General features: G+C 43.5%; 21 protein-coding genes, 1 other RNA gene and 1 pseudogene. 14 read left to right on the top strand and 9 right to left on the bottom strand.

The genetic code is table 11. The features are described 5' to 3' along the window. The 3 genes and pseudogenes from ACYVRA_RS17895 to ACYVRA_RS17885 all read left to right on the top strand — a co-directional run. On the top strand, window positions 1-860 hold an 860-nt coding region (locus tag ACYVRA_RS17895; RefSeq protein ID WP_461254100.1), incomplete at its 5' end, for a DUF2326 domain-containing protein. A gap of 25 nt (window positions 861-885) precedes the next feature. After that, window positions 886-1,029, top strand: a complete 144-nt coding sequence (locus ACYVRA_RS17890; RefSeq protein ID WP_461254099.1) for a hypothetical protein — start codon at window positions 886-888, stop codon at window positions 1,027-1,029. A 3-nt stretch (window positions 1,030-1,032) separates the two neighbouring features. After that, window positions 1,033-1,947, top strand: a pseudogene (locus tag ACYVRA_RS17885) (PDDEXK nuclease domain-containing protein). Between the two features lie 343 nt (window positions 1,948-2,290). Here the strand turns inward: ACYVRA_RS17885 and recR are convergent. From recR to ffs, 4 genes are all read right to left on the bottom strand, one after another. After that, window positions 2,291-2,899, bottom strand: coding sequence for a recombination mediator RecR (gene recR / locus ACYVRA_RS17880; protein ID WP_461254098.1), 609 nt, complete (start codon window positions 2,897-2,899; stop codon window positions 2,291-2,293). Beyond that, entirely contained in the window at window positions 2,896-3,216 is a 321-nt protein-coding gene (locus ACYVRA_RS17875) for a YbaB/EbfC family nucleoid-associated protein (protein WP_461254097.1), read from the bottom strand. Before ACYVRA_RS17875 ends, recR begins: the two co-directional genes overlap by 4 nt. 40 nt (window positions 3,217-3,256) lie before the next feature. Further along, on the bottom strand, window positions 3,257-4,726 hold the full coding sequence (dnaX, locus tag ACYVRA_RS17870) for a DNA polymerase III subunit gamma/tau (RefSeq protein WP_461254096.1): 1,470 nt from the start codon (window positions 4,724-4,726) through the stop codon (window positions 3,257-3,259). A 238-nt stretch (window positions 4,727-4,964) separates the two neighbouring features. Further along, window positions 4,965-5,063, bottom strand: an RNA gene (gene ffs / locus ACYVRA_RS17865) — signal recognition particle sRNA small type. Between the two features lie 129 nt (window positions 5,064-5,192). Here ffs and xylB point away from each other — a divergent pair. Together xylB and xylA are read left to right on the top strand one after the other, a co-directional pair. Further along, a complete protein-coding gene (gene xylB / locus ACYVRA_RS17860) occupies window positions 5,193-6,674 on the top strand; it encodes a xylulokinase (RefSeq protein ID WP_461254095.1) in 1,482 nt (493 codons plus the stop codon). A gap of 64 nt (window positions 6,675-6,738) precedes the next feature. Continuing rightward, the gene (gene xylA / locus ACYVRA_RS17855; protein ID WP_461254094.1) at window positions 6,739-8,088 is read left to right on the top strand and encodes a xylose isomerase; all 1,350 of its coding nucleotides are present in this window, start codon (window positions 6,739-6,741) and stop codon (window positions 8,086-8,088) included. 119 nt (window positions 8,089-8,207) lie between these two features. Here xylA and ACYVRA_RS17850 read toward each other — a convergent pair whose 3' ends face one another. Beyond that, window positions 8,208-9,344, bottom strand: coding sequence for a DegT/DnrJ/EryC1/StrS family aminotransferase (locus tag ACYVRA_RS17850; protein ID WP_461254093.1), 1,137 nt, complete (start codon window positions 9,342-9,344; stop codon window positions 8,208-8,210). Between the two features lie 94 nt (window positions 9,345-9,438). On the opposite strand from ACYVRA_RS17850, the gene ACYVRA_RS17845 reads away from it, so the two are divergent. Together ACYVRA_RS17845 and ACYVRA_RS17840 are read left to right on the top strand one after the other, a co-directional pair. Beyond that, window positions 9,439-10,125 (top strand): bifunctional 4-hydroxy-2-oxoglutarate aldolase/2-dehydro-3-deoxy-phosphogluconate aldolase, encoded by a 687-nt coding sequence (locus ACYVRA_RS17845; protein WP_461254092.1) that lies wholly within the window; start codon window positions 9,439-9,441, stop codon window positions 10,123-10,125. Further along, window positions 10,125-10,652 carry a hypothetical protein gene (locus ACYVRA_RS17840; RefSeq protein WP_461254091.1) on the top strand — a complete coding sequence of 176 codons (528 nt, stop codon included), beginning with the start codon at window positions 10,125-10,127 and terminating at the stop codon, window positions 10,650-10,652. Before ACYVRA_RS17845 ends, ACYVRA_RS17840 begins: the two co-directional genes overlap by 1 nt. A gap of 123 nt (window positions 10,653-10,775) precedes the next feature. On the opposite strand, the gene ACYVRA_RS17835 is transcribed toward ACYVRA_RS17840, so the two are convergent. After that, on the bottom strand, window positions 10,776-11,603 hold the full coding sequence (locus ACYVRA_RS17835) for a hypothetical protein (RefSeq protein WP_461254090.1): 828 nt from the start codon (window positions 11,601-11,603) through the stop codon (window positions 10,776-10,778). Window positions 11,604-12,074: 471 nt separating this feature from the next. Here ACYVRA_RS17835 and ACYVRA_RS17830 point away from each other — a divergent pair, with 471 nt between their 5' ends. The 3 genes from ACYVRA_RS17830 (at window position 12,075) to ACYVRA_RS17820 (ending at window position 14,384) form a co-directional block, all read left to right on the top strand. Then, entirely contained in the window at window positions 12,075-13,682 is a 1,608-nt protein-coding gene (locus ACYVRA_RS17830; protein ID WP_461254089.1) for a YifB family Mg chelatase-like AAA ATPase, read from the top strand. Between the two features lie 110 nt (window positions 13,683-13,792). Continuing rightward, the gene (locus ACYVRA_RS17825; protein ID WP_461254088.1) at window positions 13,793-14,074 is read left to right on the top strand and encodes a BrnT family toxin; all 282 of its coding nucleotides are present in this window, start codon (window positions 13,793-13,795) and stop codon (window positions 14,072-14,074) included. Then, on the top strand, window positions 14,061-14,384 hold the full coding sequence (locus ACYVRA_RS17820) for a hypothetical protein (protein ID WP_461254087.1): 324 nt from the start codon (window positions 14,061-14,063) through the stop codon (window positions 14,382-14,384). Before ACYVRA_RS17825 ends, ACYVRA_RS17820 begins: the two co-directional genes overlap by 14 nt. Here ACYVRA_RS17820 and ACYVRA_RS17815 read toward each other — a convergent pair. Continuing rightward, the gene (locus ACYVRA_RS17815) at window positions 14,377-15,315 is read right to left on the bottom strand and encodes a PHP domain-containing protein (protein ID WP_461254086.1); all 939 of its coding nucleotides are present in this window, start codon (window positions 15,313-15,315) and stop codon (window positions 14,377-14,379) included. The genes ACYVRA_RS17820 and ACYVRA_RS17815 overlap by 8 nt on opposite strands. Window positions 15,316-15,524: 209 nt before the next feature. Here ACYVRA_RS17815 and ACYVRA_RS17810 point away from each other — a divergent pair, with 209 nt between their 5' ends. From ACYVRA_RS17810 to ACYVRA_RS17795, 4 genes are read left to right on the top strand one after another with little or no spacing between them, the layout of a single operon-like run. Further along, entirely contained in the window at window positions 15,525-16,751 is a 1,227-nt protein-coding gene (locus tag ACYVRA_RS17810; RefSeq protein WP_461254085.1) for an amidohydrolase family protein, read from the top strand. Further along, the gene (locus ACYVRA_RS17805) at window positions 16,751-17,746 is read left to right on the top strand and encodes a cyclic nucleotide-binding domain-containing protein (RefSeq protein WP_461254084.1); all 996 of its coding nucleotides are present in this window, start codon (window positions 16,751-16,753) and stop codon (window positions 17,744-17,746) included. Before ACYVRA_RS17810 ends, ACYVRA_RS17805 begins: the two co-directional genes overlap by 1 nt. A 1-nt stretch (window position 17,747) precedes the next feature. Continuing rightward, complete coding sequence (locus tag ACYVRA_RS17800; protein WP_461254083.1) at window positions 17,748-18,395, top strand: Crp/Fnr family transcriptional regulator; 648 nt, start codon at window positions 17,748-17,750, stop codon at window positions 18,393-18,395. 10 nt (window positions 18,396-18,405) lie between these two features. Beyond that, complete coding sequence (locus tag ACYVRA_RS17795; protein ID WP_461254082.1) at window positions 18,406-18,951, top strand: metallophosphoesterase family protein; 546 nt, start codon at window positions 18,406-18,408, stop codon at window positions 18,949-18,951. A gap of 326 nt (window positions 18,952-19,277) precedes the next feature. Here ACYVRA_RS17795 and ACYVRA_RS17790 read toward each other — a convergent pair whose 3' ends face one another. Together ACYVRA_RS17790 and ACYVRA_RS17785 are read right to left on the bottom strand one after the other, a co-directional pair. Further along, window positions 19,278-19,403, bottom strand: a complete 126-nt coding sequence (locus ACYVRA_RS17790) for a hypothetical protein (protein ID WP_461254081.1) — start codon at window positions 19,401-19,403, stop codon at window positions 19,278-19,280. Between the two features lie 31 nt (window positions 19,404-19,434). Continuing rightward, window positions 19,435-19,824 (bottom strand): type II toxin-antitoxin system VapC family toxin, encoded by a 390-nt coding sequence (locus ACYVRA_RS17785; protein ID WP_461254080.1) that lies wholly within the window; start codon window positions 19,822-19,824, stop codon window positions 19,435-19,437. Between the last annotated feature and the right edge of the window lie 91 nt (window positions 19,825-19,915).

The following is a 19,915-nucleotide window of genomic DNA, read 5'->3' as shown; positions in this document are numbered from 1 at the left end:
TAAGACAACAGAAAAGTCGGCTTGAATCAAAAATAGCTTATATACAGAATAATTTGGTGAGTGATAAAAGCGGATTACAAAATGATTTTAATGATCTACAGACATTTTTTCCTTCAATGGAAATTAAGAAATTTCAAGAGATTGAAACATTTCATTTAAAGCTTCGAGTTATTTTAGAAAATGAATTTAGTGAAGAATATAAAAAAAATAAGATTTTATTAGATCAAATCGAAAAAAACATAGATGAGTATCAATCAATCATTGAGACTGAAGGACTCCCAGTTGAAACAACAAGAAAGGAACTTGATGAGTATTATAATATAAAAAAACAAATTGAAGACCTAGATCAGCAGAATAAGATATATAATAATCAACAGGAATTAAAAGAATCGGTTAAGGTAATAAAAAAACAATTAGAAGAGAGACAAGCAGGATATTTGAGGGATCTTCAAAATACTATTACAAGACAAATGGAAAAATTTAACAATTATATTTATAATGGGCAAAAGAAAGCACCTGTATTGACTTTAGAAAACGGAAATAAATATATTTTTGAAACTCCTGACGATACAGGGACAGGAATTTCATATAAGGGATTAGTGGTGTTTGATCTAAGTATCCTTGCTTTAACATGTTTACCTGTATTAGTACATGATTCAGTTGTATTAAAACAAATTGCAGATGCCCCTTTGGAAAAAATACTAGAATTATATCAACAAAGTGGAAAACAAATATTCATTGCTCTTGATAAAGTTTCTTCTTATCCTCAACAAGCTCAAAATATTCTCGAACAGAATGCAGTTATTCATTTATCAGATAACGGGAATGAACTTTTTGGGCGTTCATGGAATGCAAAATGAATAAAAAGTTGGAGAAAATGAAATAATGGCAAAGAGCAGTAATATAAAGAAAGCACTTTCACTAAACAACACCCAGCGTACATTTATCGCCTCAATAAAAGAAAAAATCCGCCTTGCCCAATACGAGGCACTAAAAGAAGTAAATACTCAACTTATCAAGCTCTATTAGGAGATAGGCAAAGATATTTCAGAAAAACAAGGAGAAAGTTGGGGCGAATCTATAGTTTCGGTTCTTTCTAAGGAGTTGCAGAAAGAATTCCCCGGAATTAGCGGTTTTTCTGAACGGAATTTGTGGCTTATGACCCAGTTTTACAAAGAATACCAAAACGTTGAATTTCTGTAACCACTGGTTGCAGAAATTAGTTGGACAAAACATATTACAATAATGAGCAAATGCAAGGATAACCAAGAACGGCGTTTTTATATCATGGCAACTAAAAATTTTGGCTGGTCAAAAAATGTCCTTATCCATCAAATTGAAAATAAAACCTATGAAAAATACCTGTTGGGTCAAACAAATTTCTATACAACTCTTCCAGACAACATCAAAAATCAGGCGGTTTTGGCAATAAAAGATGAATATACCTTTGACTTCATGGATTTGGCTGATGATCACAGCGAGCGGCAGTTAGAAGCGGCATTAGTCAACAATGTCCGTTCTTTTCTTTTGGAAATGGGTTAACAATTTACCTTTATTGGAAATCAATACAAAATTAAACTTGACGATAAAGAATATTTTATTGACCTTTTATTGTACCATCGTGAATTGCAATGCCTTGTAGCAATTGAGTTAAAAATCGGCGAATTCCAACCAGAATACAAAGGAAAGATGGAATTCTACCTTTCATTATTGAATGACATGGTAAAAATGCCTCATGAAAATGATTCTATCGGTATCATTATCTGCAAAGAGAAAAATCGGACAATAGTTGAATACTCATTAAAAACAAGCTCCATGCCAATAGGCGTATCGACCTATACTACTACGGCAAAACTGCCCAAAGATTACAAAAATTTATTACCCGATAGTAAAACCATCAGCCAAAAAATTGATATGCTGTTTAATAATAATAACAAACAAAACTAATAAAGTGGAGAAAATTATTGCGACGCTGACACAACTTTATCACATATAAAAAGATAAAACAGATTGCATGTTTATTCAATAACTTGAGGAAAACATTTATATACAGCCCCCAAATTCACACCTAAAACTTACACCTAAATCGGTGAATTTCAGTAATCTTCAATGAACATCAATGACCGTAAATATTCTTCAAAATACTTGTAATTCCTTACTACATAATGATATAATGTACTTAAGTAAACTTCAGTGAGCTTTAGCCAAGCTATTATAAGGTACCCTCATAACCCGGAGGTCGCAGGTTCGAGTCCTGCCCTTGCTAAAAAAATCCCTCACCCCTCACCCCTCACACCTTCACCCTCCCCTTGAAACTCCGCGAGAGGGTAAGCTTGTCAATATATTCAATATTTCCCCCGACGGGCATTCCCGAAGCGAGGCGGGAAATTTCTACAGGATAATCTTTTAACGTCTTTTGCAAATACAGCGCCGTTGTGTCTCCTTCGACTGTGGGGTTCAGCGCGAGAATTAGCTCTTTGACGCTTGCGCCGTTGGGAGCGTTGGCGCGAAGACGGCTGATAAGTTTATCTATGGAAAGATTTGCAGGGCTTACCCCTTCAAGTGGCGCGATTAGTCCGCCGAGAACATGGTACACTCCCGGGAACTCGTGCGAGTCTTCGATGATTCGCATGTCCTGTGCGTTTTCCACTACGCAGATGATCGAGTGATCGCGCTCCGTGTCGGAACAGACAGAGCAGGGGTCGTCTTCGGTAAAGCCGCCGCAAACGCTGCACCGTCTTATCGCCTGATGAAGCCCCGATAGCTCCTTTGCAAGCGTTTGCGAAAGGGCGGGACTTGAATCGAGCAGGTGATACGCTATTCTACCCGCGCTTTTTTTACCGATGCCGGGAAGTTTGGAAAATAGAGTTATAAGCCTGTCGAGGGCGTTAGGTGTCACATACCCCCCGGAAAACCGGGGATATTCAAGCCTCCGGTTATGGCGGCGGCTTCAGTACTTACCGCTTCCTTTACCCTTGTCATTCCGTCCGTGAAAGCCGCCATTATCAAATCCTGAAGCATTTCCGTATCCGCGATATTCATCGCCTGAGGCGCAATGCGTACCGCAAGCACTTCCAGCTTTCCGTTAATGTCAATCTCCACAAGGCCGCCGCCTGCGGTGCCAGTTTTGACTATATTGCCAAGTTTTTCCTGAAAGCCGCTCAACTGCTCTTGAATTTTTAGAGGGTTTTTTAATAAGAAGTCAAATGGACTCATATTTACTCCATATTTGAACAAAAGTTCATTTATTTCACTGCTAAGGAACTTTAGTTTCGGATACTAAAGTTCCCGGTATCATAGAAAGAACATTTTCAACTTCGGGCGGATTTTTGCTTTCTGCTTTACGCGCCGAATCCCACATTGGGGCATCATCGTCATCAGAGGCGTTGTCTTTACTTGCAATCACGCGGTTAAGCTCATCCGTCAGTGAACGCTCGCCCGCTGATGATTGATACTGGGCGGCATGGCTGCCGGCAGCATTAACGCCGCCGTATGCCGGCGCAGTGGGCGTTACGTTACGTGAAACTGCCGAAGTCTGTTTGCGGGAAACATCCGGGCTGATGTGATTTCCCGCGATACCCAAAACACTGCGGGCGTCATCAACCGCTTCTTTAAGTTCCGCAGGGGATACCCATTTGCTTAGCCATGTCAATTTTGAAACGGCGGTCTCAAGCTCAAAGCGAGGCGACACTGAATAGCGAATGTTACGGTAACAGTCAAGCAGAATATCAAGCGCTTGTTCAAGACGGATGGAATCGTAAGTTTCCAGGGCTTTTGCAGAAAAGAGGGAAGGGCGGTAACCTAAAAGCGATTCTCTTGTTACGCCGTTTTTTAACAGTAGCAAACTGCGGTAAAAGCCTGCAAGATCAATTACAAATTGCTCAATGGCGACGCCGCTTCCCAAGATTTCATCCGTCAGCGCGAAAGCGGCAGGAGAGTCATTCACGGCGCACGCTTCCGCAAGGGCGTTTAGTTTTTCAAGGCCTGTTATGCCTAATTTTTCGCGAATTACATCGCTGCGGATACTGCCTGCGGAAAATGACGCGATTTGATCAAAAAGGGTAAATGCGTCGCGCATGCTGCCTGTCGATTCTCTCGCTATCCAGAACAACGCGTCATCTTCGGCTGTAATTCCCTTATCGGCGCAGATTTTTTTCAGTATCCCCTGAATGGTTTCGATAGGTATCAGTCTAAAGTTAAACTGCTGGCAGCGGCTTTTTATCGTCGCGGGCACTTTGTGCAATTCCGTCGTCGCGAAAATAAAGACAATGTACGGCGGCGGCTCTTCTATGGTTTTTAACAGCGCGTTAAACGCCTGATTGGTAAGCATGTGCACTTCATCAATAATATAAACTTTGTATTTGCCCGCCTGTGGCGGAAAAAGCACCTCATCAATAATTTGACGCGCTTCATCAACTTTATTATTGGACGCGCCGTCAATTTCGATAACGTCCATGCTGGCGCCCTTGCTTATCGCTTGGCAATTATCGCAGACACCGCAGGGACCGTCTTCGCCCGGGTTAGTGCAGTTAAGCGACCGCGCCAAAATACGCGCCGCGCTCGTTTTGCCGCACCCTCTTGGCCCAGAAAAAAGATAAGCATGGGCGATATGCCCGTTCTTTAGCGAATTTTTAAGGGTAGAGACAACAAATTCCTGCCCTGCCAATTCATCAAAAGTCTTTGGTCTATATTTAGAAGCTGTAACTTCGTACCCTGAAACTGCCATAAGTCATTATAACATTTAATTGTAATGTAGAAAAGCTGTCCTCTGTTAATACTTTTATTCCAAGAATTTCTCACAAAGAACACAAAGGAAGAGGAGGACACAAAGGGGGATCAGGGGTTATTGTTCGTTATCTTATCGTGAAGCTTCAAATATAGCCTTCGGACAAGAACCCCTTTTCCCTCTTTGTGATCTTTGTATCTTTGTGTTCTTTGTGTGAGGTCTTGGGGAATAAATTGCCCTGTGTCAGGAGGACCGCGGCGCAACATACATCCGCTTACCGTTGCTTCCTTCCGGACCTGGCGGGGTTGGGCGGCGCAAGCTCGCACGGTTCCTGGCACAGGACAATTCATCGTAATATGCCAATGTAATGAAATCAAGTAGTAGTTTAGGTAATCTCTAATTTATATTGATTTAAAATATAGACAATTCATTAAATATAGAATAAAATAAACAACACGGAGGGTATATGAGAACTGTATGTGGAATAGATTTGGGAACACAGAGTTGTAAAATTGTAGTTTATGATTATGAAAAAAAGGCTATCACGGCCCAATCCCATGCGCCTATAAATATTATCGCCCAAAACGACGGGACAAGAGAGCAAAAAGCCGAGTGGTACGACGCGGTTATCAAAGCCTGTTTTGATAAAATCGATAAAAATGTTAAAAAGACCATCGCCGCTATCGGCGTTTCCGGCCAACAGCACGGGTTTGTGCCATTGGATGAAAAGGGAAAGGCGGTCTATAACATCAAACTTTGGTGTGACACCTCAACTGTCGCCGAGTGTGAAGAGTTGACAAAGGCGGCTGGCGGCGAAAAAAAATTGATAGATAAAGCCGGTCTCCCGATGCGCCCGGGTTATACCGCGCCAAAAGTCCTGTGGCTGAAAAAACACAAATCCGCCTCGTTTGCAAAACTGAGGCATATTCTTCTGCCCCACAATTACATCAACTTTTTATTGACAGGCGAGTATTGGGCGGAATACGGCGACGCGTCAGGCACCGCGCTTTTCGACGTGCGCGGACGCAAGTGGTCGTCTGAAATCTGCAAGCTCATTTCCCCGGACGTAGAAAAATATCTTCCGCCGCTGACAACTTCCGAAAAAACAGCGGGAAAAGTAAGTAAAGCCGCGGCGGATCTTTACGGTCTTAATGAAGGAACGCTTGTATCCTCAGGCGGCGGCGACAATATGATGGGCGCAATCGGCACAGGCGCTGTCCGCGACGGAGCTTTAACGATGAGTTTAGGGACAAGCGGCACTCTTTTTGGTTTTTTTGATAAGCCGGTTATTGACCCGACTGGAAACCTTGCCGCGTTTTGTTCATCTTCAGGCGGATGGCTTCCGCTTCTCTGCACGATGAACTGCACTGTAGCAAGCGAAGAATTCCGCAAACTTATGCAGCTTGACGTAAAAACATTTGACTCTGAAGCGGAAAGAGCGCCAATCGGCGCGGAGGGCATTGTGATACTGCCGTTCTTTAATGGGGAACGCACTCCAAACCTGCCTAACGGAAGGGCGAGCATAAACGGCATTACAACCGCCAACTTTAACCGCGAAAACCTTGCCCGCGCCGCCCTTGAATCCTCCATCTTTGGAATGAGAATCGGCCTTGACGGTTTTAAATCGCTTGGCTTTAAACCAAAAGAGATTCGCCTAACTGGCGGTGGCGCAAAGAGCAAACTCTGGCAAAACATTGCAGCTAACATAACGGATTTGCCGATTCGTATCCCCACGGATTCGGAAGCCGCCGCGACTGGCGCCGCGATTCAGGCTCTGTGGTGTCTTGAAAACCATGAAGGCAAAAAAACGCTGATAGAAGATTTGGCAGACAAACATATCAAGTTAGGTCCGCCGATAAAGCCCGATAAAAAAGCTGTAACCGCTTACAATGAAGCTTATGCGGTGTATTCTAAGTATCTTGGGGCTTTAAGCCCGATTTATAAGTGAGTTTATATTAAAACTTTTAAAACTTTAGTTTTTAAAAGTTAAAAAATATTAATTGGAGGTTATTATGGCGGAGTATTTCGTTGGGGCAAAAGAGTATTTCCCCGGAATCACAAAAATCAAATACGAGGGGCCAAAGAGCAAAAATCCTCTGGCGTTCAAGTATTACGACGCTGATAAAGTTATCGGCGGCAAGAAGATGAAAGATCATCTTCGTTTCGCGATCGCTTACTGGCACAGTTTCTGCGGAGACGGCGGAGATCCGTTTGGTCCCGGCACGCACATCTTCCCGTGGAATACTGAAGCCAAAGACGCGATGGACGCGGCTGACAGAAAAATGGACGCCGCCTTTGAGTTCTTTACAAAAATCGGCGCGGAATTTTACGCGTTCCACGACAGAGACATCGCTCCCGAAGGCGCGAACCCGGCGGAGAGCGAAAAAAATCTGAAGACATTAGTCGCTAAAGCGAAAAAACTTCAGGGTGAGACAGGGGTTAAACTTCTCTGGGGAACAGCGAATGTTTTCGGTAACCCGCGCTTTATGAACGGCGCCGCTACCAATCCCGAGTTCGGCGTTGTCGCCCTTGCCGCGACTCAGGTGAAAGCCGCGATTGACGCGACCATTGAGCTTGGCGGCGCGGGCTACACTTTCTGGGGCGGACGCGAAGGCTACATGAGCCTTCTTAACACTGACCTCAAGAGAGAGAAAGAAAATCTCGCGCGCTTCCTTACAATGGCGAGGGATTACGCCCGCAAACAGGGTTTCAAGGGCGTGTTCTACATCGAACCAAAACCAATGGAACCGACCAAGCACCAGTACGATTTTGACACTGAAACAGTTATCGGCTTCCTGCGCCAGTGGGGTCTTGATAAAGATTTCCGCATGAACATCGAAGCCAACCACGCGGAGCTTGCCGGCCACGAATTCGCGCACGAGCTTGAAACGGCGGCAGCCGCCGGCTTCTTCGGCTCAGTAGACGCTAACCGCGGCGACTTTCAAAACGGTTGGGACACAGACCAGTTCCCAATGAGCTACTACGAAACCGCGATGGCAATGTACACAATCTTGAAAATCGGCGGCTTTACAGTAGGCGGCCTTAACTTTGACTCAAAAATCCGCAGAAACTCAATAGACCCCGCAGATCTCTTTATCGCCCATGTCGGCGGCATGGACGCCTTCGCGGTCGGCTTGCAGGTCGCGCAACGCATCATCGACGACGGAACTATTCCCAACTTTGTAAAAGAACGTTACGCGTCATTCTCCAGCGGCGATGGGGCGAAGTTCAGTAAGGGCGAGCTTACTCTTGAACAGTTGGCAAAGATTGGCACAGACGCGGGGTACGGAAAAACAGGCATTACAAGCGGAAAGCAGGAGTATCTTGAAAACGTATTGAACAGTTACTTGCTTGGTTTATAAAAACTAAATTGCGTAAATAAAAAGCCTTCGGAGTTTTCCGAAGGCTTTTTTTGTAAGAAGATTTCACACCAAGATCACTAAGGAACAAAGATCACAAAGAAGAGGGAAAAGGGAGTAATTTATTTGCTCTTCTCAATCCCGCTAACCAACGCGTCACACACAATATCAACTTCTTCCGTCGTCATACTAGGATACAAAGGCAAAGTCAATTCGTGGGCGCAGACATATTCGGCTTTTGGAGTGGAGTTTACTTTGTCTTTGTACGCGCTGAAATTTTGAATTGCCGGGTAATGGATACTGGTTTGGATTCCGTCCTGTTTCATTGATTCTATAACCGCCACTCTGTCTATTTTCTCTGAAAGCAAAATTGGCATTATGTGATAATTCGGCTTTCCGCGCGAAAAAAATCTGAAAGGAATTGAAACGGAGGGAACTTTATCAAGGCGGCTGTAGTAGTGTTCCGTGAGTTTTTTTCTTTTTTCATTCGCGTCTTGTAGTTTTTCAAGCTGGACAAGCCCAAGGGCGGAACTTATTTCGTGAATACGGTAATTAAGCCCCGGAGACTGTACGTCGTAGGAGACTGCCCTGCCCTTGTAGCGGTCAAAAGAGGGGACGGACATTCCGTGAGAACGCAAGAGGCGCAGTTTTTCAAATAAGTCAGCATTGCGCGTAACAACCATGCCGCCTTCGCCAACCGCTATGTTTTTGTTGGCAAAAAAACTGAAAGCCGATATGTCGCCAAAAGTACCGAGAGGCTGCCCCTTGTAATCGGCTCCCGGCGAATGGGCGCAGTCTTCGATGAGGAGCAATCCATTTTTTTTGCAAATGGCTGTTATGCGCTCCATATCACAGGCAAAACCGGCATAGTGAACTATCATCACGGCTTTTGTCGCTGGGGTAATACGCGCTTCAATGTCGTCAGGATCAACAGACCAGTCTTCTATTGAAGAAATATCAGCAAGAACATTTTTTGCGCCGTTCATCAGAGTAACATTTTGATCGGCGATAAAAGTTAAAGAAGGGGTAATTATTTCATCGCTTTCTTTTATATCAAGCGCAAGAAGCGCCATGTGCAGAGCGGCGGTACAATTTGAAAGGGCAAGGCATTTTGAATTATGACCTAAAAATTCAGAAAATTTGGCTTCAAAGGCAAGAGTTTTTTCGCTGATACTCAGCCAGCCGGAATCGAGTACCTCTTTTACAGCCTGATACTCTCTTTCATCGTAATTTATTTTATGAAGTTGTACGCGCCACATGTATTTTTTTAAAATATCATATATAATGATGAATGTTAAGGGGAACCGCTAAAAATTAAAGTTTTTAGATATCCCGGTTAATAAAGGAGATAATATGAAATTGGCAATGCCCGATGAAATACGGAACAAAATCGCGGAAGAAGGAATTATCGCGGTTCTTGAAATCGAATCCGAACAAAACGCAGTGAAGATTGCAAAGGCTCTTTTTGACGGGGGAATTACCGTAATTGAACTTGCCCTGCGTACGCCCGCGGCTATTCCCTCAATTTCGCTGATTGCCAAAGAAGTTCCGCAAATGTTCATAGGAATTGGCACTATTATCGAGCCGGGACAGGCTGCGGCGGTGAAAAAAGAGCCGGGCGTCCGTTTTGGCGTCTCTCCGGGAATTAATCCCGAAATTGTCAAGGAAGCGCAAGCGGCGGATTTGCCCTTCGCGCCCGGAATCGCGACTCCAAGCGAACTGGGACAGGCAATTTCCCTCGGCTGCCGCGTTGTCAAAATTTTTCCGGCAGAAGGCTTGGGCGGTTTGAGTTATCTTAAAAGCATTAACGCTCCCTACAACCATTTGGGCATTAAGTACATTCCGCTTGGAGGCGTCACGCCTGAAAACCTCGCAAGTTACGCGAAATTCAGCCCCGTACTTGCCATCGGCGGCAGTTGGATAGCGAGCAAGGAACTGATAAAAGCGCAGGATTGGGATGAGATTACCGAAAGAGCAACTGAAGCAAAAGAGATTTGGAAAACTGCCCGCAGTCGGGCGACTAATCAAGTGCAAGAATAATGATTAATGTAACTGAAGAGAAAGAAAAACTGACGCAGGCGCTTACAGAGCAATATTCAAAGAGCGTTATCAGTTTAGATGATTACGAATCGATGATTGAACATGTGACAAAAGCAGACTCGGTTAAAGAACTGCGATTTGTTCAAAAGCAATTGGGCGAGAACTGCGAATTAACGCCATATAACGATAGTGATAATACTCAAGAGCAGAAAACAGTTTTCTCGTGGCGGAATGTTACCGCTAAATCAATCAATGGTAACGCCGGAAATTTTTCCTGCGTATTTGGCACAACGCAAATAAAAATTAATGATTTACCCGCCGGAAACACGACATTAAAAGTAAAAGCTGTTTTTGGACTTATTGAGATATATGTTCCTAAAAATGTTAAAATAGAAAATAATATTAATCCTGTTTTTTCCGGCGTATTTGCTCCTAACACTGATGAGCGCGAAGATGCGGATGGTGAATCTGTTTTGAATATTACGGGGAAGTCGGTATTTGGGAATGTTACGATAATCAGGACATGATGTTTAGGTTACAATTGCCATTTTTATTTTCAGTCAAGCACAACTTGAAGGTTCGCAAAAGTACGCTATGAAAAAGCGGTAACAGATAGTTTGCGTGTACCACTGTCCGCTTGCGATTATTTCTTATTCTTCCAAATCAATATACCGTGTTAAAATGTCACAATGAGAACCGTCGCCAGAAAAACTGTTGGATAAATAAAGTTTATCGTTAATGATATAATAATAGCAAGTTTCGTATACATTTGGGGTAACAAACGGCAAGCCTGTAAAATTCAACAGTCCGGAAAAAGATTCATCTGTTAATTCAACTTTTGTGCTTATAGAATAATCGTCGAAATAAATATCTTTAAGAGGCAGCCCCTTCTTCAGATAAGGTTGTATAACAAAATAACAAAAATCATAAAGCGGATCTTTAGTGAATGTATACGTAGTAAAAGATTTTTCAGGATCGCCTATATACCATGAACCGAGAAGGTCTTCTTTTGTCCATGGTTGTACATCCATTTTTATAAGTTTATCCCTGCCATACTCTAATTTGTTTCCATCCGCAGATAGCGCGTAACCTCGTTTTATCCATGTCATACCATTTCTAGACTCATAAGTATAAATTGCCGCGTCAGAATACATAAATTGGTTTGGTCTACAATTCGTGTTTAAATCCGATAACGCGCCCTCATTTGCCCAGTCTCTTGTCCCGCCCAGTGATTGAACGGTATTGCTTTTAAAAATATATATCAATGGTTGATAATCAAAAACCGGCGGGTTATCCCAATCTAATTCCAGATTCGTCACTTGCCATAAACCGTCAAATTTGCTGTATCTAAAATCAGCGACAGTGGTTTTATCGTCCTTTATTGGGTCTAACGGCTCATATTCCGAAATTTTTTCTTGGCAACCTAATAAAAGGCAAAATAGAATCAATACCAGTGGAATAAAATAAATTTTTTTCATAGTATATCTCCATATTTATAATATAGCACAAATTAATTAAAATGTTAAGTATAAAATACAAAAATTTTTGATTTTTTCGAGAAGACTCACACAAAGATCACTAAGGAACATCGAACCTTTGGTTCGCGATCACAAAGGGGGGATAAGAGGGCTTTGTCCGTTATCTTATCGTAAAGCCCCCGCATAACCTTCGGACAAAAATACCCTCTTCTTCTTTGTGTACTTCTCGCACTGTCGGCAGCCTAAAGGCCGCCTTGCTTTTATATTGACAGCGGCATTTATTGGTGCTCTCGCTGTGCCGCATTATTGAGCTACACGGCTACGCCGTGCGTTTAATTAGCGTCCTTAGTGTTCTTCGTGTGAAATTCTTCAAAAAAATTTTCATTTTCAGTCAAGCGCCACGCATCTGCACGCCATATATAGTATGAAACTTCGTTTCTTAAAAAAAAATTTTTTCACTTAGGAGATTTTATGGGTGTGTTTGCATTTATGCCCTCAGGGGCTGGCGGAATCATTGTCCGGGTTGAGACGGATATACGCAGGGGAATTCCCGGCGTTGATATTTCAGGGCTTGCGGAGGGAGCGGTCAGGGAAGCGCGGGATAGGGTGCGGGCGGCTTTTAGAAATTCGGGATTTAGTTTTCCGCTGGACAGGATTTTAATTAATTTGGCTCCGGCGGGATTAAAAAAAGACGGAGCCGCTCTTGATTTGCCAATCGCGCTTTCGGTAATGGCGGCGGCGGGAATAGTCACTATTTCGGGAAACTTGCTTGTCATGGGAGAGCTTGAGTTGTCGGGCAGGATACGCCCTGTGCGCGGGGTTCTTGCGGCAATTGCGGCGGGACTTGCCGAGGGTATACACGAATTTATCGTTCCCGCGCAAAATGCGGCAGAAGCGGCTATCTTGGCTGATAAGAACATGCAATTTACCGCCGCAGAAAATTTACAGGGCGCGGTACACGCGCTTGTTATGAGAGAAAAAAACGGTTGTCTTCCCGAATCGCTTGATGAGGTTTTTTCGTCAGTCGCGCCAATAGCGGAGGATGCTGCAAAATTGTCAGCTAACGCGGCGGCGGCAGCGGAAGAGTGCGGCGATTTCGCTGATGTTCGTGGGCAGGCGATTTACAAACGGGCTTTGGAAATTGCCGCCGCAGGAGGACACAACACTCTTGTCTTTGGACCGCCCGGCGCGGGAAAGACAATGCTTGCGCGGCGTATGCCGTCAATCATGGCACCGCTCACTCCCGATGAGGCTGTGGAAGTAACACGCCTTCACAGTCTCGCGGGGCCGCGCAATGGTTTTATCGACCGATTAATCACAAACCCTCCTTTTCGCGCTCCGCATCATACCGCAAGCGCGGAGGGAATCCTCGGCGGCGGCAGAATTCCGCGCCCCGGAGAAATCAGTCTTGCCCACTTCGGCGTGCTGTTCCTTGATGAAGCGCCAGAGTTCAGAATCAATGTTTTGCAAGCCCTTCGCGAACCTTTGGAAGACAGGGTAATAAGCATTGTCAGAGCGGAAGGGCCGGTGCGTCTTCCTGCGGAATTTCAATTATTGCTAACCGCAAACTCCTGCCGTTGTGGGCGCTTAGGTTTACACGGCACGGAAAACGCGTGCCTCTGCTCACCGGAAGAAATCAACCGTTACTGGCGCAAGTTTGGCGGCGCGTTGCTCGACCGCGTGGAAATAAGAGCCGCTGTTCTGCCGCCCAAAATTGAAGAGATGGGCGTACACAACAATTCAAGTTGCGGGGAAAACAGCGCGGCTATTTCAAAAAGGGTCAGGGCGGCAGTTGAAATACAGCGGAGCCGTTTTAAGGGTACTGGTACCCGCCGCAACGCCATGCTTCCCGCTGGAAAAACCGCCGCCCTTTGCCCGATGAGCGAAAAAGCTGAAAGCGCGTTTCACGCCGCAGTCTCAAAATTGGGGCTATCGGGCAGGGCTTACCACGGGATTTTACGGGTAGCCAGAACAATCGCTGACCTTGAGGGAAAAGATGTCCTTGAAACTGAACACATACTGGAGGCTGTTCATCATCGCCGTCTTGGAGAAGACCCTTGGGACATTTTGTCGATTTAACATTCTGTCCCTTTGATTTATGTCAGTTTGACATATTTTCAGCGTCAAGACATTTGTCTTGACAAATTGTCTTGACAAACGTCTTGACAAAAATTTTTAGGAGGATTATAATGGATTTAGAAGTTGTATGGGATGAAGAAAAAAACGCCATAAACAAAAGAAAACATAAAATTTCTTTTAAAGAAGCAGAAAAAGTTTTCCTCGATCCCAGACGTATAATAATGTTTGATAAAGAACATAGTTTATATGAAGAGCGGTGGGAAACTGTTGGTTTTTCAAATTTGGCATTAATTACAGTTATCTATACGGAAAGAGATAATTCTGTCAGAATAATTTCTGCCCGAAAAGCAGATAGATACGAAGAAGAGGAGTATTTTTATGGGTATAGTTAGACATATTTTAAATGGAACCGAGCCAATATCAGAAGAAGATATGGCATTGTATGAAGAGTTGAAAAACAGTCCTATAGATTATAGTGATATTCCAAAACGTACCCGTGAAGAACTGCGGGAAATGAGGCGTTATGCTGAGGAAAGACGTAAAAGAAAGGTTCGAAAAATGTATTCTTTACGGCTGGAATTAGGAACTGTTAAATGGTGGCAGTCTTTAGGGGAAGGGTACACAACCATTATGGCAAAGTTTTTGGACAGCGCGAAAAATCATCCCGAATGGGTCAAGGAATGTATCGATAGCTCTACTTGAATTGCCGCAGTTCGGGAATTGCGTCTAAAAGAGAATCGTCTATTTTTCTGCCTCTTGAGGAATAGCCCAGCTTTCTGTCGGGGCGAATTGAGCCGTGGTAGTCGCTGCCTTCTGTAACGTAGAGGCCTAAAGACTTGGCTAGGGATTCAAGCCGGCGGCAGGAGCCGGGTTTGGCTGTGGGATGCCATGCTTCAAGCCCCATCAGTCCCATGTCTTTTAATATCTTTATTAGGTCGGGAAGGCGTCCCCACGCTACATAAAGCGAGATTGGATGCGCTAAAACGGGAATGCCGCCGGATTCGCGTATCAGAGAAACGGCTTCTTCAAAAATTAGCCCCTCTTTTGGCACATACAGAGGTTTTCCCACTCCAAGATAGCGGGCAAACGCCTGATTCACGTTTTTAACAATTTTACGCCTTATAAGCAATGCCGCAAAATGAGGCCGTCCAAGCGAATTGCCCGATCCTCTGGAAGCAGTAGATTTCCCTCCGGCAATAGCCAAAAGCTCATCCCATGCCTCTTCTTGCCCGCTGGGAGTAATCATGCTCAACTCAACCATCCGATCAAGAATCTCCCGATTTCTGACTTCCCTTCTCTGCGCCAGACTCTTAATGGCGGAAATAAACGCTATAGTCGGCGAATTTATCCCCAAACCTAACAAGTGAAACTCACCGCCTGGACCAATTCCGGGAGCGCCATTCGGAACATCATTCGCGGATTTTACCCTAGACCAATTAATATTTACCTCAATTCCGGGTATAAAATGAATATTTTCCTCTTTAGCGGCAATTTTCGCGCTTTCCAGCCCATTGATAGTATCGTGATCAGTCAAAGCAAGGGCGGTAAGCCCCTGTTTTACCGCCTCTTTAACAAGTACTGCAGGAGGTAAATCCCCGTCTGAAATATTAGAATGAGTGTGAAAATCAATCATCTAAAAATATTGTATCAAATTTTTGCCTATTTATGCATAAATTACCGATAATAATAGGAAGATTTGTGAGAATAAAATTTTTATTCAATGTTAATACACAGCATCAATAGTAAAGCCTAAAACATTGATTTTTTGAGTGTTTGTCAATAGAATTATAGTATAGAGAGTTTTTTCAGGTAAGGACGGTCTTTAAAGTGTTTGAGTATGTCTTGGAAAACGGGGTAATTGTTTCCCCGGGTAAAAAAGCACATACCGGTGATTTGGGAGTAAAAGGGGAAAAAATTGTTTCTCCGGGCGGTATCGTAAAAATCGATTTGAAGGGAAAATCCTTTGTGTACCCTTCTCTAATAAATACCCATGACCATTTGCAGGGGAATTATCGTCCGCCTGTAGGTCCAAAAAAGGGCACTTATTATCTGACATGGCTGCCGTGGGATAATGACTTAAAAGCGTCGGAGACATTCAAGGAGCGCTCTAAATTGAGCAGGGAAGATCTCTACGCTCTTTCAGGATATAAATGCCTGTTTTCCGGCGTAACAACGGTGAACGATCATTTTACACATGAGATAAACAGTCAAATATTACCCACCCTGCCAATCAGGGCTATTCAGGAATACTGTATCGAGCATGAATGTTCCTCTTATGATTTAAAATGGGGTGAGGGCATAGAAATTGAGCATAAAAAAGCGAAACAAAATAATTGGCCTTTTATTACCCACCTTAGCGAAGGTTTTGACGATGAAGCCATGCACAGCATTGAAAAGCTGGAAAAGTTAAATGTGCTGGACGACCATTGCCTGTTTGTTCACTGTATTGCTTTTAGCGATGAAGATATTAAGAAAACTGCAAAAGCGGGAGCAAGCGTTTCATGGTGCGGGTTTTCCAATATGTTCATGTTTAATGTGACGGCAAAAGTGCGAAAAATGATAAAAGCGGGAGTTAATATTACAATCGGAACAGATTCATCGGCTTCCGGCTCAGCAAACATTCTTGAGGAAATGAAATACGACAGGGAATTGTATCAAAAACTTTACGGTGAAGACCTTCCCGCAAAAAAAATCTTCGAGATGGTTACAATTAACGCGGCAAAAGCCTTTAGAATGCAGGACAGGGTCGGCGCTTTGGAAGAAGGTTTGTTAGGTGACATTATCGTACTGAAAGGGAAAAACAGCGATCCGTATGAAAACTTTGTCAACGCCGGCATGAAAGACATAGAACTGCTCGCGCTTGCTGGAAATCCGATATACGGCGAGATGCGTTTTCTTGATATTTTTAACGGAAAACTGCCTTCAGGTTATACGCAAATAAAAGTGGGAAACAGAGAGATGTTTGTAAAGGGTGACCCGGCGGGACTTTACAACGAAGTGAGAAAGAAAATCGGTTTTAAAAAGATTCTGGATTACCTGCCGTTTGAGCCGGCACAGGAAGGAGCGTAATGCCAAAACCAGCGCAATATCGTTCAGGTTCTCTTATTTACTTTAAAGGCGACCCTGCTGAGAAGATATACATCTTGCAGTCAGGAAAAGTGAGCCTTGTCTATCAGGACATTGAGACCGGAGCCGATGTAAGAGATCCTGTGCAGCCCGGAGAATTCTTCGGGGTAAAATCAGCATTAGGACGCTATGCGCGTGAAGAAAACGCCGTCGCTCTGTCAGATTCCAACGTAATGATATTTACAGTTCCCGAATTTGAGGCCGTCGCAATGGCTAATTCCAGAATAATAATGAAAATGTTAAAAGTTTTTTCAAACCAGATGAGGCGCGTTCATAAACAGGTTTCCAAAGTTATGGCAAAGGAAGAACATCCGCCTGCCGACGGTCTTTACAATGTAGGCGAATTTTATTTAAAAAACAAACGCTTTACCCACGCAAAACACGTATTCAGCCGTTATTTGACATTTTACCCTTCAGGAAAAAACGCTATTCAGGCGGCTAAAAATATGGAAATAGCGGAAAACGCCCTTTCCCGTTATGGTGACGGAAAAGGACCGGGCGTTTCCGTCAGTAACGCCGCTTCTGAAGCGCCGTCCGCGCCGGTATCACAGAAAAGTAATGAGAAAGCAACTAAGGCGTATTATGACGCCGTAGGTCTTGTTTCGCAAGGAAAGTATCAGGAAGCGTTCATGACATTTAAATTAATAACAGACAGCGGCACCGATCCTGAATTGACCGCGAAAGCGGCTTTCGAAATTGGCCGTTGTATGTTCCTTATGAATAAGTTTGACGAGAGTTTGAAGTATTATACCAGTATGTTGACCAAATTCCCAAAGCATCCTGAATTATTGGAAACCATGTTTATTATGGGTCAATGTAACGAAAAATCCGGCAGAAAAGATCAAGCGATAGCGTTTTATAAAAAGATCGTTTCAATGGGCGGGGACGACTCCACTATCGAAAAAACAAGGAAGGCGCTTAGCGCCTTGGGAGCGTAAAATGGCTATGGATTTGGCCGCGTTTGGCCGTTTTTCACGCACTTTTCATCAGGGAGAAATAATTTTTTCCGAGTTTGAACTTGGCGATACTTTTTATTTAATTCAATCGGGCAGAGTACAGCTTGTAAAACTTGTTGGGGATATTGAGCGGACATTGGATATTCTGCAACCTTCCGAAATGTTTGGTGAAATGGCAATTTTGGAAAACTCCCCACGCTCTGCGACGGCCATTGCGATTGATGAAGTAAAAGTGCTGGAATTTAATTCGCAAAATTTTGAAATCCTGCTCCTTGGAAATCCGCAAATTGCCCTGAAACTTTTAAAAATGTTTTGCAAACGCATATACGATTCCAAACGGCGCTTTATGATCCTTACGCTTCCTGAGCCGCAGGTGAAAATCGCCGACGTATTTCTTATGCTTGATGAAACCCAGCCTGATATTGATAAAACCAGCGAACGGCGTGAATTTAAAACCACGGTTGAAGGAGTAGCGCACTGGGCGGGAATGAGCGTCAACGAAGCGAGAGATATTCTTGGTCATTTTGTAAACCAGCGGCGCGTAGAAATTTTCCCGGATCGCATAACAGTAAAAAACATCAACGATTTTTCCCGCTTTGTCAGTTCCAGACGCAATTCAAGAGGCGCCTAATTTTTGAGTTATGGACAATAAAAAACTCCTTGTGTTTTCAGATTCACATGGTAATAGCAGGGCGCTTAAAGCGGTCTTTAATTGGGCGAAAGATCACCTTCCGCCCAATGACACTATTTGCGCCGCGGCGTTCCTTGGAGACGGTATTTCAGACTTGCAGTACGCTGCGGACGAATCAGGTTTTTATACCGATTGGAAACTTGTCATGGGAAACAACGATTACGGGATTGTAATATCGGAAGCTTTAACCTTTAACTTTGCGGAACATAATTTTTTTATGTGCCACGGACACCGGCTCAATTTATACAACGATTTTAATATACTCATAGCCGCCGCAAATAACGTGGGAGCGGACGTAGCGTTATTCGGCCACATTCATATTCCCTATTATAAAATAGTAAATGGTATTACGCTTATCAACCCCGGAAGCGTCGGACGGCCTCGAAGCAAGATAGGCGCGACATTCGCCGTTATTGAATGTCCCACCGGCAAACCGTTAAATGTAAAATTTTATGAGATTGGCACACAGGGAAAGATTAAGGAAGTGAAGATTTAACGTTACGGCCTCGTTACACGATGTATGCCCAAGGAATTTATTAAGTACAGTCATGGCAGGGCTGCGGGTGGCAAAAACTCTGGGAGAACCCGACTCGCACTGGCGGCCACCTAAAGGCGGCCTTGCTTTTATTGGGGACTGCGGCATTTTTTGGTGCTCTCAGCGTGCGGCATTAATTATCCACACGGCTACGCCGTGCGTTTATTTGGCTGTGAGCCTTTCCCTGACCACTTAAATGCGAAATTACGATAAATTTATAAATACTTAATTCATTTATTACTTTTTTCTTAATGAACAAAAACTACTTCTTCATCGCATTTAAGTGGTCAGGGACGTTTTTTCTCTGAATTTTCTTTGTTTTTTTCCAAAGTCTCTCCGGCGGGGAACGCCCGAAAGATGTTTTTACATCGCACGCAGCCTGCCCGCCTGTACTCAAGGATTTTATTTGGCATACATCTTCTAGCGCTAATAAGTAATGAGCAATTAACAATTAGCAATAGACACCATCGGCAGCGTATAAATGTCGCATAACGGCACTAGAGAAAAGTGGTGACAGATACGCTGTGTGTACTCTAAATAGAAAGCGTCATAAGCATATATTTTCTTTTCCCATGCAATTTCCAGAGATTTTTCAAGATTAATTTCAATCATCTTAATTGGAATTTTCTGAAAAATATTTACCAATTCGATCATTTTTTCTTTATCTGTAATGATTCCTTTTTTCATCATTCTTGTTAAAGCGTTAGCGATTTCAGAAGATACTACAAGTGGCGAAACCAACACGGCATTTTTTGTACAATTTATAACAATGCCACTTTCAGGTTCATCAGCAATAAAAGCTATTATTGCGCTTGCATCCAAAACTATTTCCATTGTTTAATCGTATAAAATATATATGTATTTGTCAATATTTCTCAAAATAATCTGAACAGTGATAAAAGTGAATGTTAGGCACTCGGTGTCA

It is taken from the genome of Treponema sp. R8-4-B8 (assembly GCF_054786175.1).
Note: the sequence above shows the minus strand (reverse complement) of the source record. Positions and strands in the feature narration are given on the sequence as shown.

What these genes read in the sequence shown, in the direction of transcription:
- ACYVRA_RS17845 (WP_461254092.1), top strand. Translation starts at nt 9,439, where the DNA reads ATGAAATTGGCAATGCCCGATGAAATACGGAACAAAATCGCGGAAGAA.
- ACYVRA_RS17800 (WP_461254083.1), top strand. Translation starts at nt 17,748, where the DNA reads ATGGCTATGGATTTGGCCGCGTTTGGCCGTTTTTCACGCACTTTTCAT.
- xylB (WP_461254095.1), top strand. Translation starts at nt 5,193, where the DNA reads ATGAGAACTGTATGTGGAATAGATTTGGGAACACAGAGTTGTAAAATT.
- ACYVRA_RS17785 (WP_461254080.1), bottom strand. Translation starts at nt 19,824, where the DNA reads ATGGAAATAGTTTTGGATGCAAGCGCAATAATAGCTTTTATTGCTGAT.
- ACYVRA_RS17830 (WP_461254089.1), top strand. Translation starts at nt 12,075, where the DNA reads ATGGGTGTGTTTGCATTTATGCCCTCAGGGGCTGGCGGAATCATTGTC.
- ACYVRA_RS17820 (WP_461254087.1), top strand. Translation starts at nt 14,061, where the DNA reads ATGGGTATAGTTAGACATATTTTAAATGGAACCGAGCCAATATCAGAA.
- ACYVRA_RS17790 (WP_461254081.1), bottom strand. Translation starts at nt 19,403, where the DNA reads ATGCCAAATAAAATCCTTGAGTACAGGCGGGCAGGCTGCGTGCGATGT.
- ACYVRA_RS17840 (WP_461254091.1), top strand. Translation starts at nt 10,125, where the DNA reads ATGATTAATGTAACTGAAGAGAAAGAAAAACTGACGCAGGCGCTTACA.
- ACYVRA_RS17795 (WP_461254082.1), top strand. Translation starts at nt 18,406, where the DNA reads ATGGACAATAAAAAACTCCTTGTGTTTTCAGATTCACATGGTAATAGC.
- ACYVRA_RS17805 (WP_461254084.1), top strand. Translation starts at nt 16,751, where the DNA reads ATGCCAAAACCAGCGCAATATCGTTCAGGTTCTCTTATTTACTTTAAA.
- ACYVRA_RS17875 (WP_461254097.1), bottom strand. Translation starts at nt 3,216, where the DNA reads ATGAGTCCATTTGACTTCTTATTAAAAAACCCTCTAAAAATTCAAGAG.
- ACYVRA_RS17835 (WP_461254090.1), bottom strand. Translation starts at nt 11,603, where the DNA reads ATGAAAAAAATTTATTTTATTCCACTGGTATTGATTCTATTTTGCCTT.
- ACYVRA_RS17825 (WP_461254088.1), top strand. Translation starts at nt 13,793, where the DNA reads ATGGATTTAGAAGTTGTATGGGATGAAGAAAAAAACGCCATAAACAAA.
- ACYVRA_RS17890 (WP_461254099.1), top strand. Translation starts at nt 886, where the DNA reads ATGGCAAAGAGCAGTAATATAAAGAAAGCACTTTCACTAAACAACACC.
- ACYVRA_RS17850 (WP_461254093.1), bottom strand. Translation starts at nt 9,344, where the DNA reads ATGTGGCGCGTACAACTTCATAAAATAAATTACGATGAAAGAGAGTAT.
- ACYVRA_RS17815 (WP_461254086.1), bottom strand. Translation starts at nt 15,315, where the DNA reads ATGATTGATTTTCACACTCATTCTAATATTTCAGACGGGGATTTACCT.
- xylA (WP_461254094.1), top strand. Translation starts at nt 6,739, where the DNA reads ATGGCGGAGTATTTCGTTGGGGCAAAAGAGTATTTCCCCGGAATCACA.
- dnaX (WP_461254096.1), bottom strand. Translation starts at nt 4,726, where the DNA reads ATGGCAGTTTCAGGGTACGAAGTTACAGCTTCTAAATATAGACCAAAG.